This window comes from Pannonibacter indicus, assembly GCF_001418225.1.
GTDB classification, from domain to species: domain Bacteria; phylum Pseudomonadota; class Alphaproteobacteria; order Rhizobiales; family Stappiaceae; genus Pannonibacter; species Pannonibacter indicus.
In genome coordinates this window covers 1-13,469 of sequence record NZ_LIPT01000023.1, presented here as the reverse complement: position 1 = coordinate 13,469, position 13,469 = coordinate 1, and the positions used below count along the sequence as shown (strand labels likewise).

Annotated in this window: 14 protein-coding genes; 10 read left to right on the top strand and 4 right to left on the bottom strand. The window is 64.1% G+C overall.

Annotation, left to right across the window (positions count from 1 at the left end; genetic code table 11):
- Nucleotides 1-3: 3 nt before the first annotated feature.
- Complete coding sequence (gene rarD, locus ASC48_RS18495; RefSeq protein WP_055457157.1) at nt 4-915, bottom strand: EamA family transporter RarD; 912 nt, start codon at nt 913-915, stop codon at nt 4-6.
- A 199-nt stretch (nt 916-1,114) separates the two neighbouring features.
- On the opposite strand from rarD, the gene ASC48_RS18490 reads away from it, so the two are divergent.
- The 7 genes from ASC48_RS18490 (at nt 1,115) to ASC48_RS18460 (ending at nt 7,664) form a co-directional block, all read left to right on the top strand.
- Nucleotides 1,115-1,588 (top strand): SH3 domain-containing protein, encoded by a 474-nt coding sequence (locus tag ASC48_RS18490; RefSeq protein ID WP_055457156.1) that lies wholly within the window; start codon nt 1,115-1,117, stop codon nt 1,586-1,588.
- Between the two features lie 275 nt (nt 1,589-1,863).
- A complete protein-coding gene (locus ASC48_RS18485) occupies nt 1,864-2,595 on the top strand; it encodes a hypothetical protein (RefSeq protein ID WP_208975824.1) in 732 nt (243 codons plus the stop codon).
- 24 nt (nt 2,596-2,619) lie between these two features.
- Nucleotides 2,620-4,557: an adenylate/guanylate cyclase domain-containing protein gene (locus tag ASC48_RS18480; protein WP_055457155.1), complete on the top strand. Its 1,938-nt coding sequence runs from the start codon at nt 2,620-2,622 to the stop codon at nt 4,555-4,557.
- Between the two features lie 228 nt (nt 4,558-4,785).
- Nucleotides 4,786-5,760 (top strand): TerC family protein, encoded by a 975-nt coding sequence (locus tag ASC48_RS18475; RefSeq protein ID WP_055457154.1) that lies wholly within the window; start codon nt 4,786-4,788, stop codon nt 5,758-5,760.
- A gap of 256 nt (nt 5,761-6,016) precedes the next feature.
- Nucleotides 6,017-6,916 (top strand): GNAT family N-acetyltransferase, encoded by a 900-nt coding sequence (locus ASC48_RS18470; RefSeq protein WP_055457153.1) that lies wholly within the window; start codon nt 6,017-6,019, stop codon nt 6,914-6,916.
- A 1-nt stretch (nt 6,917) separates the two neighbouring features.
- Nucleotides 6,918-7,295, top strand: coding sequence for a hypothetical protein (locus tag ASC48_RS18465; RefSeq protein ID WP_055457152.1), 378 nt, complete (start codon nt 6,918-6,920; stop codon nt 7,293-7,295).
- A gap of 66 nt (nt 7,296-7,361) precedes the next feature.
- Nucleotides 7,362-7,664 (top strand): hypothetical protein, encoded by a 303-nt coding sequence (locus tag ASC48_RS18460; protein WP_055457151.1) that lies wholly within the window; start codon nt 7,362-7,364, stop codon nt 7,662-7,664.
- Here ASC48_RS18460 and ASC48_RS18455 read toward each other — a convergent pair.
- Entirely contained in the window at nt 7,638-9,488 is a 1,851-nt protein-coding gene (locus tag ASC48_RS18455; protein ID WP_055457150.1) for an ATP-binding cassette domain-containing protein, read from the bottom strand. The genes ASC48_RS18460 and ASC48_RS18455 overlap by 27 nt on opposite strands.
- Nucleotides 9,481-11,385 (bottom strand): cysteine peptidase family C39 domain-containing protein, encoded by a 1,905-nt coding sequence (locus ASC48_RS18450; RefSeq protein WP_244270112.1) that lies wholly within the window; start codon nt 11,383-11,385, stop codon nt 9,481-9,483. Before ASC48_RS18450 ends, ASC48_RS18455 begins: the two co-directional genes overlap by 8 nt.
- Between ASC48_RS18450 and ASC48_RS20045 the strand changes: the two genes are divergently transcribed.
- From ASC48_RS20045 to fabI, 3 genes are all read left to right on the top strand, one after another.
- The gene (locus tag ASC48_RS20045; protein WP_244270111.1) at nt 11,374-11,703 is read left to right on the top strand and encodes a hypothetical protein; all 330 of its coding nucleotides are present in this window, start codon (nt 11,374-11,376) and stop codon (nt 11,701-11,703) included. The genes ASC48_RS18450 and ASC48_RS20045 overlap by 12 nt on opposite strands.
- A gap of 11 nt (nt 11,704-11,714) precedes the next feature.
- Nucleotides 11,715-11,936 carry a hypothetical protein gene (locus ASC48_RS19630; protein WP_141659020.1) on the top strand — a complete coding sequence of 74 codons (222 nt, stop codon included), beginning with the start codon at nt 11,715-11,717 and terminating at the stop codon, nt 11,934-11,936.
- A 353-nt stretch (nt 11,937-12,289) separates the two neighbouring features.
- Nucleotides 12,290-13,054, top strand: a complete 765-nt coding sequence (gene fabI, locus ASC48_RS18445; protein WP_244270110.1) for an enoyl-ACP reductase FabI — start codon at nt 12,290-12,292, stop codon at nt 13,052-13,054.
- A 99-nt stretch (nt 13,055-13,153) separates the two neighbouring features.
- On the opposite strand, the gene ASC48_RS18440 is transcribed toward fabI, so the two are convergent.
- On the bottom strand, nt 13,154-13,469 hold a 316-nt coding region (locus tag ASC48_RS18440), incomplete at its 5' end, for an integrase core domain-containing protein (RefSeq protein ID WP_244270102.1).

Here is a 13,469-nt window from a genome sequence, read left to right as displayed (position 1 = left end):
GTGTCAGCGCGCCCGGTAGGCCCGCAGCATCGAATAGCTGTAAAGCGCCAGCGCTGACCAGATCAGCACGAAGGCGGATAGCTTCACCGGGTTCATCGGCTCACGGAACACGAAGACGGCGATGAGGAAGATGATCGTCGGCGTGATGTATTGCATCACGGCAATGGTCGAAAGCCGCAGCAGCTTGGCTGCGTTGGCGTAGATCATCAGTGGAATGGCCGTGGCGATCCCGGCCGAGGCGAGAAGCCAGGTGTCCAACCGGGTGCCATGGGTGAAGTGGCCGGTGCCGGAGCTTTCCAGCCAGAGGACGAAGGGCACGGCGGGAATGCTCAGCAGCGCCACCTCCAGGAAAAAGCCCTGATTGGGCCCCACCGGCAGCGTCTTGCGCAGGAAGGCATAGAAGCCCCAGCTGACAGTCAGTGTCAGAGAAATCCATGGCAGCCGCCCCGCATCCCATGTCAGGATGCCGACGGCCACGGCGACAAGTGCAATCGCGGCGATCTGCGTATATGACAGCTTTTCCTTGAGGATGATGGCGCCCAGCAAAATGCTGAAAAGCGGGTTGATGAAATAGCCGAGCGCCCCTTCAATGGCCTGCCCGGAGCCGACCGCATAGACATAGGTGCACCAGTTGACGGTGATGAGGCTGGCGGTGAGTGCGGCCATGCCCATGGTGCGGGGGGAGCGCACGGCGGCTTTCAGATCTCCGATGCGCCGCGTTGCCAGCAGGATCAGCGCGGCGCAGGGGACGGACCAGACCACCCGGTGGGCCAGCACCTCGAAAGGCGAGATATGCCCAAGTGCCTTCAGATAGACCGGCAGCAGGCCCCAGAGGCCGTAAGCGGTGAGGGCATAGGCAAAACCCTTGGGGGTGTCGCCGGTCTGCTGCGGTACGGGGGGCGTATCCATCGCCATGGGGCCTGACCTTGTCTTGTTGGGCTCCTTCCATAGGACGGAACCATTCCGGGTTCCAATTCATTCCACTTGTGTCTGCATCAATCATGTTCATGGCTGACGGAGGACACCATCTTGCTGCCGGTTTTCCGTGCTTTGCTGAAGTGGCATGGTGTAAGATCAAATGCGTGGGCCATTGACGGTTCGAGAGGTTTCGCGGATGCGTAAGATTGCTTTTTCGATCGCCCTTGCCCTTGGGCTGCTTGGCGCTGGCGCTGCCAACGCCTGGACAGCGCAGGCAACGGCTGACCTGAACATGCGCTCCGGGCCCGGCACAGGCTATGCCCCGCTGCTGGTCATTCCCCGCGGCGCTGTGGTCGAGGCAGGAGCCTGCAGCAGCTGGTGTCAGGTGTTCTATGCCGGCTACCGCGGCTTCGTGAGTGCCCGTTATCTGGCGCCCGCGGGCGGTGGATACTATCAGCCCGTGCCGCCGCCGGTGGTCGTCGTGCCGCCGCCCTACTACCGTCCGGCACCGCCCCCACACTACCGTCCGCCGCATTACCGGCCGCCGTATTACCGGCCGGGGCGGTATGATGACCGGCCGCCGCACCGCGACCGCGATTGGCAGGACCGCGACCGTCCGCACCGGGACCGGCGGGGCGATGCGTGTATCGGCATCACCTGTCCGGACTGAAAACAGGCCTGCCGGCGGAACAGTCCACCACGGCGTGTGGCAAATACCCTGTGACAGCTTCCAGCCTGCGGCAATCCTTGCCGCAGGCTGAAGTGTTCCTTGCCAGCCGTGGCAGCAGCTGTGGCGAACGGTGTCCGGAAACACCCAAAAGAAACCACATAAGCTGTGATTTCTGCCACAGTTCCGGACGTATTCTTCTCTAGACCATGTATCTGCAAATGGAGATTCGTCATGCCTGTTTCCCGGCTGGGACGGCATGTGAAAGGAGCATTGGAATGGCACTCAAGACAAAGGCCCCCTCAAACAGCCGCTCGCTTGCGCTGCACAGCGCGGCGCGAGGGCTGGCGCTGGGTCTGGGGCTGTCCCTTCTCGGCAGCGTTTCTGCCCTCGCCGCGGATCCGGTCGCCATGGTGCTGGACCGCTCCGAAGGTGTTCAGGCGTCTGCCTTTACCGAACTTTTCCCCGGTGATGCCGTGGCGCTGGGCAGCGAAGGCTATGTCGATCTGCTCGACTACACCTCCTGCCGCGAGGTCCGGGTGACGGGCGGAACGGTGACGGCCGTCAGCTCGGGGCTCGAAGTGGCCGAAGGCCAGGAAACGGAACTGCGTCCGGGCAACTGCCTGCAGCAGCAGACAACCAACGCCGGTACCGACGCCAGCAAGGGGCTTGCCACGACCCTGCGCAGCGTGCGTCCGGAAAACAAGGTGGCTGCGTCCCTGATGCTGCGCTTCGGCGATGATCTCAAGGAGCGTTATGACAGCGTCATGATCTCCGTCGATGGCGGTGAGCCGAAGGAATACAAGCTTGACGACACCGCCCTGCCGGAAATGCCGCTGACGACGCCGGAAGATGCGGCTGCGGCCATGGCGGGCGGCACAGTGCGCAACTCCGTACCGGTTGAGCTGATGTTCAAGCCGAAGGAAGGCGCAGGGGACGCTGAAGTGCGTCAGTTTACGCTCGACCCCTCGGGCGTTGGCCGCGATACTGCTGTTGTCGTGGTGAAATGAACTGAGCCGGGTGATCCTCGTTCAATGACCGGGTCCGGGCGGGCACAGACCGCCGCAACAGAACGTATCAGGCTGAAGGCCGCGATGGTGCTCATCGCGGCCGCGCTTGGTATTGTGTCCGGCTTTGCCTCGATCCATGCGATCTGGGAAGGCTGGATGACGGACCGGCTGCTGCAATTGCGCGCGGCTGCCGAACCCCTTCCGCAGGACCGGTTTCCGGTGGCTGTCGTCGGCCTTGATCAGGCGGCGCTGACGTCCAAACGGCTTGAAGCGATCCCGCGCGTGTTCATGTCCCAGGCCTTCGCGGAGGCGGGGGCCGGATTGTTCGAGGCGGGGGCAAAAGCCATCGGCCTCGATTTCGTTTTCGCCTTCAGCGCCGATTCCTTTGCCGATCCGCAGACAGGTGAGGCGCGGCTGCGCGGCTATGACCGCCAGTTCCTGCAATTCCTCTATCAGAACCGGGGCCGTGTCGTCGTCGCGCGCACCTCGACCGGGGTGCCGCACCGGTCCATTTCGGCAACGGCCGGCAATGAGGGGGTGCGCTCCACCGAGATCTTCACCAGCAATGACGGAGTGGTGCGCCGCCACAGACCGGCGGTGCCACTGGAGAACTCGCCTGCCTTTGTGGATGCCATGCTCTCGCTGATGGGCGCTAATATCGCTGAGCCCTACATGCCGCTTCCCGGCGCCCGGCTGGCCTCGACCGTGCCTTACCTGTCGCTGGTCGATGTTCTGGACATGATGGACAGCGAAGAGGGCAGGGCGAAGCTGCATGAATTTGCCGATGGCCGCGCCATTCTCTTCGGCAGCACATTGCCGAATGAGGACGAGCATCTGTACCTCGACCGCTATCTGCCGCGGGAAGGCGTCCCGGGCGCAATCGAGGGCGCGATGGGCCGCCCGCCGGTGCGAAGCGCGACGTCGGGCGTCTTCATTCTGGCCGATCTGATCGGCGCACCGCTGACCGGCCGCTTTGCCACGGATGCGCCTTTTGCAGCCGTTGCGGGGCTGATCATCGTCTTTTCCCTTGCCGGTGCACTCGCCGGGTTGAACCTGCCGCTGCCGAGTCTGCCTTTCGTGGCAGCCGGGCTCATCGGCGGCGGCCTTGCCATTGCCTTTGCGGCATTGATGGGCGGCAGTGTCCTGCCCGCTGGTGCCGCGCCCTTTGCAGGTTTCATCGCGCTGATGGTGGCCGGCGTGGCGCAAGTTGCCGTGCTCAAGCGCCGCGAGCGTGAGCTGGTGCGCCTCTTCGGCCATTATCTGTCGCCGCAGGTGATCAAGACCATGGCCGAGCAGGAGCGCCTGTCGGATCTGGGCGGCGAAACCCGCCGCGTGGTTGTTGCCTTCATCGATATCGTCGGCTTCACCCGTATGTCGGAACAGCTGCCCGACCGTGAGGTGGTGAAGGTGGTGAACACCTGTTTCGATGCCATCGGCGGTGAGATCACGCGCTTCGAAGGCTATATCGACAAATATATCGGCGACGCCGTGATGGCGATCTGGAACGCGCCGAATGACGTTGAGGCGCCCGAGCAGCACGCGGTGGATTGCGCCCTTGCGGTGGTTGCCATGCTGCCGGAGTTGCGCCGCCGCACCGGGCAGGCCGGGCTGGATCTGCGCATCGCGATCAACGCAGGCCCCGCACTGGTGGGCGATATCGGCGGTGAGACGCGCCGTTCCTTCACCGTCATGGGCACCACCGTCAATACCGCCAGCCGCATCGAAACCATTGCCAAGGAAGCCGCAGTGCGCCTTGCCTTCAGTGGCTCGGTGGCGGAAGGCCTCAATGCCCCTGCGCTGCTGCCGCTGTGGAAGGGCACCTTGCGCGGCCTGTCCGTCGAGACGGAAGTGCTGACCCTTGATGACGCTGCGCTCTTCATGGAAGAAAGCGGGCCGCGCCTGCTTCTGAGCGATGAAGACCCGGACCTGCCGGAAACCGGTATCCGCAGTGCAGCCATCTGAGGCCATCATGCAGGGTGCCCGGCAGTCTGGGTGAGGCTTGCATTTCTTCAATTCCCTGTTATCTATCGCGCAGCGGGCCGGGCCCCTCTGGCGATGCGCACTGAACTCCAAGAGCAGGCGCCTCGTGATGTCGGACCGCATCAAGTGCGCTTGATGCCATGCCCGGACTGCCGCCTCGCGGACAATCACGTGTCATGACACGGCGCCGTCACGCGAGTGAGGCAAATCTTGGATATCCTGTTTCTGCTGTTTCTCGACAAGCCGCTGTGGATGTGGCTGGTCTTCCTGTCTCTGGTCATTGCGCTGCTGGTGTTCGACCTTGGTGTCCTGCACAAGAACGACCACGAGATCGGTGTTGCCGAGAGTCTCAAGCTTTCGGCCATGTACATCATTCTCGGCCTCGCCTTCTCCGGCTTCATCTTCTGGCAGATGGGCGGGGAGGCGACTGCGCAGTATCTGACCGCCTTCGTGGTGGAAAAGACGCTGGCGATGGACAACATCTTCGTCATTGCGCTTATTTTCAGCTTCTTCGCCATTCCGCGCCAGTATCAGCACCGGGTGCTGTTCTGGGGTATTCTGGGCGTGATCCTGCTGCGCGGCATCATGATCGGCCTCGGCGCCACCATCGTCGAGCAATATCACTGGGTGCTGTATCTCTTCGCCGCATTCCTGATCTTTACCGGCATCAAGATGCTGTTTGCTGGCGATGAGGAACACAAGATCGAAGAAAACGCGCTGATCCGTTTCCTGAAGCGGCGGCTGCCGGTGACGGATGAGATCCACGGTCACAGTTTCATTGTGAAGCAGAAGGATCCGGAGACGGGGCGCCTGAAGCGTTTCGTCACGCCGCTGCTGCTGGCGCTGATCGTGATCGAGATCGCCGATGTGGTGTTTGCAGTGGATTCGGTTCCGGCCGTCTTCACCATCACCACCGACCCTTACGTGGTCTACACCTCCAACATCTTCGCCATCCTCGGCCTGCGTGCGCTTTACTTCGCGCTGGCTGCCATCCTGCACCGCTTTGCCTATCTCAAATATGCGCTGTCGGTGCTGCTGGTCTTCATCGGCTCGAAGATCTTCATTGCCAAGTTCATGGGCTGGCAGAAGTTCCCGCCGGAATGGTCGCTCGGGATCACCTTCGCGATCCTGGGCGCTGGAACTTTCTTCTCGCTCTGGAAGACAGGCAGCGCAGAGAGCCGCTGAGGCGCAAATTCGCCCTTCCCGATACAGCAAAATCCCCCGGCAGCCCGTTCTGCCGGGGAATTTCTTGTTTATGGCAAGCCCTTGCGCAGATGGATGGTGCGATATCCGATCCACCCCAAATGTGCCGTTGCTCCTTTTGCATCTCCGGTTCTAGATGACTGTGAGGGCGGATGAATGGTTCGCACAGGGAGACCCGGTCTTGAATGCCCCCGTAAGCTTGGACCCAGCCCCAAGGCAGGATTTTGCCGCATCACAGGTGGCAATCGAACTGCTGGAAGGGGATGCAGGAGCCTTTGCCGTCTATGGCTTTCCGAGGCTTGCCCGGCATCTTTCGCCCGTGCAGGACGTCTGGCTTGCAGTGGGGCTGAGGGTCGCAGGGCTGCCTGCCGGTCTTGCTCTTGGCATGGTGCAGGGCGAGAGGGCGTGGCTATTGTCCTTGATGGTCGCGGCTCCCTTGCGGGGGCAGGGCTACGGACGCCAGTTGGCGCAGGCCTTTGCCGCAGGCGCGGCAGGGCGTGGCGCAGCATCGGTTCAGGCAGACTTTTCCTCCCGGCTCACGCATCGCGGCGCTTTGGCCCGCTGTCTCGCTGCTGCCGGATTTTCTGAACCGGAACTTCTGACGCTGGTCACCACGGGTGAAGCAGGGGCGATGCTGGAGGCGGTCAATCAGTGGCCCAGCATGATGCGGCGTCTGCGAAATCCGGATAGCGCCAGTTTCGAACCATGGCGCCCTCTGGACGCGGCCGATCTTGAGGCGGTTGCGGCACTTTCACGGGAACCCGGCTTTGTGCAGGGTATGGAGCCTGAGGCTGATCCTGAAACCTTTGATCCGGCTTGTTCCATTGCCGTGCGCCGGAATGGCCAGTTGATTGGATGGGTGCTGGCCGAGGCGCTGCCGGTGATCACGCTGGAGGCCTACCGGGGCCGGAAGGGTGTGTACTACCGCTCGGCCTATCTGACGCAGCCGCTTTGGCATACGGGGCTGATGGTCGGTGCGTACCGTGCGGCTTTTGAAGAACAGGTCAACACTCACGGGCCGCAATCGATTGCCGCGTTTCACACGAGTATTCCGCGCATGGCGGCCATGGTCCGCCGCCGGTTCGGGCCGATTGCGCTGCAGGTGGACGAGCACTGGCGCACGGAGCAGGTTCTTTAACATGAAGCTTGGCAAGCGGCGCAGGGATATGGCCGTGTTGTCTTCAAACGGAGAAGATGAAATGGAAAATATTGATCTGAATGCGCTTTTTGGCGTTGATACCGTTGAAAAGGTGCGTGCGCGGCTCAATGAGGATGCTGCCTTTCTGGCCGAAGCCAAAGTGGATCTGAATGCTGCCGTAAAGACGCATTACGGTATTGAGCTGCCTGTGCCGATGGGCGTTGTCGAAAGTGCCGGCGGCTGGACTGCCTGCATCCTCGCCGACGATGCTCTGGCTGATAGCGAACTTGATCTGGTCGCGGGCGGTATGCTGGTTCCCAGTTACAAGTTTACGACCCCCAAACACACTCCGGAAAACAGCGTTACAATTGGCCGTTAGGGCACTGCAGCTTGCCCGGCGAGCCGGCACAATGCAGTTCACTCAACAGTGAATGGGCGATGAGACATGAAAATTGACCTTAAGGCACTCTTTGGCGCCGATGCTGTCGAGGGTGTGATCCGGCGGCTCGACTCCGAGCCAGCGTTTCTGGCGGAAGCCCGTGCAGACCTGAACGCTGCAGTGATGGCACACTACGGCGTGCAGCTGCCTCTGCCGCTGGCCCTTACTGAGGGGGCAGACGGCTGGACTGTCGAGGTTCTGCGAGATGATGCTCTGGCCGACAGTGAGCTGGATCTTGTGGCAGGCGGGTCAAGTCATCAGAAACTACATCTCGCCATCAAATCAGATGGTGACCGCAGGCATGTCTGAACTCCCGAGCCGCACCACGGCATCGGCTTGAGCCAGAATGGCGGGATTGTGGGTCACGATCAGAACCCCGGTCCCGTCTTTCCGCAGGGCTTCAAGCAGCCTTGAAATCTGGTCCGCATCGAGGCCGGTGACCGTCTCGTCCAGGATCAGGAAGTCAGGTTCGCGAGCCACGGCCCTGGCAATCAGCAGACGCTGCACAAGGTTCTGCGAAACCATTCCTTCAGCCACCAGCGTCTGTACGCCCATGGGCAGCGTGGCAATTTCATCCTCCAGTCCGGTGACGCGAAGGGCGCGGGCGATGGCCTCGTTCCGGAGCGGTGCCATGCCCAGGATGGCGGCGCGGATCGTGTCGAGGCTGATGCTTTCATCCTGAAAGACGCAGCCGATCCGGCGCCTGTAGCTTTCCGGGTCGAGCTGGCCGAGTGGCTGGCCGTCCACCAGAATGCGCCCGCGTTCCGGGCTCTGGAAGCCCAGAAGCAGCTGGATCAACGTGGACTTGCCGCAGCCGGATGGCCCGGTGAGGGCGGCAATCGCGCCGCGCCGCAGGGTGAGGCTGACATTCTCCAGCACCTTTTCCGGCGCCCCGTGATAGCGGAAGCTCAGGTCTTCGCAGCGGATTGCTTCAATGGGTGCAATGGCGCCTGGCAAGGCAGCTCCGGCCGTGCAGTCCTCCAGCCAGTTCAGCCCTTGCAGATTGTGCGGCAGAAGCGGGCGGCTTGCCTGCAGGGCGGCGGCGGCCAGTGTGGCTGCGGCGATTGCCCCTCCGGCGAGGGCCTGGGAGGCTTCCGGGCCTGCGGCAAGCCAGGCCGCAAGTCCCGCAGTTCCCGTCAGCAGCACTTCGAGGGCAGAGCGGCACGCGCCGAGCCGCAGGTGCCGCCGGTGCAGGAGCCGGACCTCTGTTTCGAACTTTCCGGTCTTCTGCAAAAGCCACTCCGCTTCCCCCATCAGCCGCAACTGCGGCAGGGCGGCTGCGGCAAGGCTTGAGGTTTGCTGCAGCTCTGCCGAGGGATGTTTCACGGCGGCTTCAAGGTGCAGCTCCTGCCGCATCAGCCAGTGCCGGAGGGCAAGTCCGGGCAGTATCACGGCAGCCGCTGCGGCAAGGGGGACAAGGCCATTGGCACCCAGCAGGCCGAGCGCGGGAAGCGCAAGGCCGAGCCCGGAAAGCCGCCCGCCCTTGCGCAGGCTGGCTTTGCGGGCCCTTATGACTGTGTCCGACAGATCGTCCGCAACAGATGCCGCCGAGGGCTGGTTCAGCTGGACTGGCGTGGCCCGTGCCAGCCGTTGCCAGATGGCGGAGGCGCTGGCCAAATCCGCGAGCCCAAGGCGGCGCAGATCCGCCGTCTGCCGCAGAGCCGCTGCAAGTGCCCCGCCCGCAGCCATCAGGGCAAGCCCGGCGCCTGCGGAGAGCGGAGAGGGGGCGAGGATCAGGGCTGCGGCAGGGGCGTTGAAAGCCAGTCCCGCCAGCAGCGCAGCGCATGCTTCCTGCCACAGTGGAACGGCGCGCCCCAGCGGCGCAACAAGCGCGAGGGCTTGCGGCATCACATCGCCGGGGACTGGCGCGCGGCTTCTGCGGCCATTGGCCTGCACCAGCACCGGCGTGCCGTTGCGGGTGTCGATCACCTTCGCTTGGCCACTGTCCTGCGCAAAGACGATGATCAACCCGGTATCCAGCAGGGGCCATTGCTGCCTGCCGTCTGGTGAGGGCATCAGCCGGACACGGCGCAGAAGCAATCCTTCATCCAGTGCGACACGGCGCAGGTCCTTTTCGCTGGCATGGTCCGCCTGTGCGGCAAGGCGGGCAAGGCGCTGTGCGGTGTCAGGCATCGCGGTCTCCCAGCGTGAGGGTGTGAGTGACCGTGCCCGCCGTCAGCGCTCTTGCGCCGCTGAGGACGAGTGCCATGCCGGAGGCGGTCAGCCGCTGGCGCAGGCGCTCTTCCAGATCCGTTTCCAGCGCATCCAGGGTCTCGTCCAGCACCAGAACCTGCGGGCGGCGCAGGAGGCAGCGGGCGATCATCTGGCGGCGCAATTGCCCGCCACTGAGGCCGGGGCGTGCAGGCGTGAGCATCAGCGCAAGGCCGCCGCGCGGGGCCAGCACCGGCCACAGCTCCACCGTTTCGAGCACGGCAATCAGTGTTGCATCAGCCAGGCCGCTTTGGCCGAGCCGCAGATTGTCCGCCACGGTGCCTGCGAAAGGCGGCAGAGGCCGGTCTTCATGCAGAACGAGGCCAGGCCATTGTGCTGCCACCGTGCTGATGGGCGCGCCGTTCAGCGATATGTCTGCGCCCGGCATCAGCTCAAGTCCGGCGATGGCGCGCAGCAGACGCGACTTGCCGCTGCCTGCAGGTCCGGTCACGGCCAGCGTTTCACCGGGCCTGAGGACAACTGTTTCTGTGTCAAGGCGCAGTGTCAGTTCGGCGGAGGACGGACGCGGCAACACTCCGGCGGTCTGCGGGCGTGTACTGTCCGTCAGGTCGCGCAAGGTGGCGGCCAGGGCGTGCAACTGCGTCAGCGCCGGGGCAAGCCCGATCAGCTTTCCGGCCTGCCGGTGCAGGGTGGCGGCGAGAAGCGACAGCCCCAGAACGCTGCCGGCCGGGGCACCTGCAAGACCGTGCAGGGCGGCGGCCCCGAGTGAGGTCAAAAACAGAAGCGCCAGAAAGGCGTTGAGCCTTGCCGTTTTGCCGCCCGACTGCTGCGCCTGATCGAGGCTGACCGCATGGGAGCCGGCAAGGCGCAGCGCCAGCTCATCACTGCGCCCGCCGCAAAGCCATGTTTCGATTCCGGCAAGCATCGCTGGCGGTGGAACGGCAGGCGGCGTTTGAGCCAGCTCTTCCAGCGAGCCTTCCATCCGCGACAGCAGCGTGCCCCGGCGGTTTGTCATGGCGAGGGTCAGCAGCGCTGCTCCAAGGCCGCAGAGGCTAACGGCGAGCCCTGAAAGGCCGAAACCGGTGACGGCGGCGAGGGCGAGAAGCAGAAGGCCCGGGGCATCGGCCATGCGCGAGACCCGGCAGCCTGCCGCTTCGGCAACTGCAGGCAATGTCATCAGATTGGCCGTCTGGCCGGGTGTGCGGCGGGCAAACCAGTCCAGGTCCTGCGTGGCCATGAAGGCGCGCGTCTGCCGCTCCACCACATGGGCTAGGGCGCGCGCCGCCGACTGTCCCGCCCGGTGGCGGGCAAGAGCCGCCGCGCCGCCGGCGAGCCCGGCAGCGGAGAGCAGCAGCAGCGGCGTTGCGCTCTGCGGCAGGGCTGGGCCGTGATGTGCGAGCAGAAAGGCCGCCAGCGTCACAACGCCCTGAAGCGCCAGGGCGGCGAGCGCAGCCAGAGCAAGGCCCTTCCGCATGGGACGGAGCATGGCGGCGAGCGGATGCTGCTCCGGCCTCTCAGCCGAAGCGATGCGCAGCGGCTGCACCGTCAGGATGATGCCGGTGTAATCTTCGGCAAATTCGTGGAGCGGCAGCACCAAAGGGCCGCAGCCGGGGTCATTGATGCGCACATGGCTGTCCGTCACCGCCTCGATCACGACGAAATGAATGAAGCGGCTGTGGGCGATCACCGGCAGCGGCTGGCGGCGCAGTTCTTCCAGCGTCCGCCGGTAGGCCGCCGCATGATAACCGTTCTGCTTCGCCAGCGTGATCAGCTGGCGGGCGGTGAGACCGAGCCGTGTCGAGCCCGCCTGCTGGCGCAGGTCCTCCAGCGTTACCGGCGCGCCGTGATGGGCGAGCATGATCGCCAGCGCCGCGATCCCGCATTCGGAAGTCTCGCCCTGCCGGATATCCGGCGTGCGGAAAAACCGGTTTTGACGGTTTTTCTGGCGGTCTTTCTGGCGGTTTCGCAATCGGGGCAGAAGGGGCAGCATGGCAAGGCCGGACAGTCTGCAGCGCGGCGGCTGGTGGGCTTTCGGGTCAAGGTCCGGGCAAGGGGTTTGAACCTGCTTCGTCCCTGGAGAGTGATGGAGGACTTGGCGGCCGCACGCAAGCCTTGCGCCGGGGCTGGCGGCCTGCAATCTGTCTCAATCTGCCCCGGCAGCATCAATCGGCGGTGAGGAAACGGTGCGTGACGCAAAAGCCTGACAAGACAGCAGCTCCAACGCCGGAACAGGCCGCCCCCATGGCCCCGAAGGGGGCAGGGCTCTTCAGCGCTCCCGCGCTCGCCCGCCTTTCGGCGACGGAAGATCTCGACCGTCCGGCCCGGCTTTGGGTTCTGCCGCGCGCAAGGCTCTTGCTTGCCGTTGCTTTCGTGACTGTTGCAGGCGGCCTGTTCCTGCTTTCGCGCTGATCTTTGCCGTGAGGGCTGGGGCGAGGCATGCGGAATGCTACCAGTTTGACCGGACTACAGTTTTCGTCGTGGTTTCGCCGGGCCTGTGAGCCCTTGCGAGTTTGCGCGCCGCGCCGTCCTCCCCACGGCAGTGTGCAGCCTGAAAGAGCCTCGGAGCCGGACTTTCCCTGACCACTTGCCCGAGGGCAGGCCTGTGCAAGCCATTGTGTGCGGCCTGATCCCGAACCTGATTTCTGCCTTGCCGCATCATCCTGCCGGCTGGCGGCAACTACGTGGCAAACTGTCATGGAAGTGCCAAGCCGCCGCAACAATCCGGGTGCAGGATGCATGCGCAGGCTACGCGGAGGCGAAATGTGTTTTCGCTGCAAGGTCACAAGGCACTTGTCGTTGGAATTGCGAATGAAAACTTCATTGCCTACGGATGCGCCAAGGCGCTGAGGAGCCAGGGCGCCGATCTGGCGGTCACATGGCTGAACAGCAAGGCGGAGCCCCATGTGCGGCCGCTGGCGGAGGAACTGGGGGCGGAAATCGTCGCGCCGCTCGACGTCGCCCAGCCCGGCCAGCTTGAGGGCCTGTTTCAGGACATAGCCGAGCGCTGGGGGCGGCTGGACACGCTTGTCCATTCCATTGCCTTTGCCCCGCGTGAGGATCTGCATGGCCGGGTCATCGACTGTTCGTCCGGCGGGTTCCCGCCGGCCATGGACGTGTCGGTTCATTCCTTTCTGCGGATGATCCGTCTGGCTGAGCCACTGATGCCGGAAGGCGGCTGCTGCCTGTCCGTCAGCTTCTTCGGTTCGTCCCGCGTCGTGCGCCATTACAACATGATGGGCCTGGTGAAGGCCGCTCTGGAAAGCGCGGTGCGCTATGCCACAGCCGAACTCGGCCCGCAGGGAATCCGCGTTCACGCCCTTTCGCCCGGACCTCTGAAGACCCGCGCGGCCAGCGGCATCGGCCATTTCGACGAGCTTCTGAGCCTTGCCTCCGAGCGGGCGCCCACGCATCAGCTTGCCACCATCGAGGATGTGGGGGCCATGGCCGCCTTCCTCGCTTCCCCCGCAGCCCGCAACCTGACCGGTGATGTCCATGACATCGACGGCGGTTTTTCGATCACCGCTTGAGGAGGCGCCGCCATGGCCAATGTGTTTGATCTGTTTGATCCTTTCCTCCAGCCGCAGGTCCCGTGTGATCGGCCCCCACGGACGGGTCCAATTTGATTGTTAGTGCAATGATGGTCGTGGCGCCAGCGCGGGCGGCATTGCTGGTTGGGGTTGCAGGGCCGCCCGCGCGAATGCCGGGATGAAGACCTCCGGCGCCGGCGGCTTGTAGCCGAGCGATCCATGCGGACGCACGGTGTTGTAATGCCGACGCCAGCTTTCCACGATGATCCTGGCCTCTTTGAGCGTGTAGAAGATCTCGCCGTCGAGGAGTTCGTCGCGCAGGCGCGCGTTGAAGCTCTCGATGTAGCCGTTCTCCCATGGACTGCCGGGAGCGATGTAGGCGGTCTTCGCCCCGACTGCGGTGATCCAGTCCTGC

Coding starts and splice junctions, on each gene's coding strand:
- ASC48_RS18465 (WP_055457152.1), top strand. CDS start 6,918: ATGAAGCTTGGCAAGCGGCGCAGGGATATGGCCGTGTTGTCTTCAAAC.
- ASC48_RS20045 (WP_244270111.1), top strand. CDS start 11,374: ATGGGCGAGCATGATCGCCAGCGCCGCGATCCCGCATTCGGAAGTCTC.
- ASC48_RS18485 (WP_208975824.1), top strand. CDS start 1,864: ATGGCACTCAAGACAAAGGCCCCCTCAAACAGCCGCTCGCTTGCGCTG.
- ASC48_RS18455 (WP_055457150.1), bottom strand. CDS start 9,488: ATGCCTGACACCGCACAGCGCCTTGCCCGCCTTGCCGCACAGGCGGAC.
- ASC48_RS18480 (WP_055457155.1), top strand. CDS start 2,620: ATGACCGGGTCCGGGCGGGCACAGACCGCCGCAACAGAACGTATCAGG.
- ASC48_RS18450 (WP_244270112.1), bottom strand. CDS start 11,385: ATGCTCGCCCATCACGGCGCGCCGGTAACGCTGGAGGACCTGCGCCAG.
- ASC48_RS18490 (WP_055457156.1), top strand. CDS start 1,115: ATGCGTAAGATTGCTTTTTCGATCGCCCTTGCCCTTGGGCTGCTTGGC.
- rarD (WP_055457157.1), bottom strand. CDS start 915: ATGGCGATGGATACGCCCCCCGTACCGCAGCAGACCGGCGACACCCCC.
- ASC48_RS18460 (WP_055457151.1), top strand. CDS start 7,362: ATGAAAATTGACCTTAAGGCACTCTTTGGCGCCGATGCTGTCGAGGGT.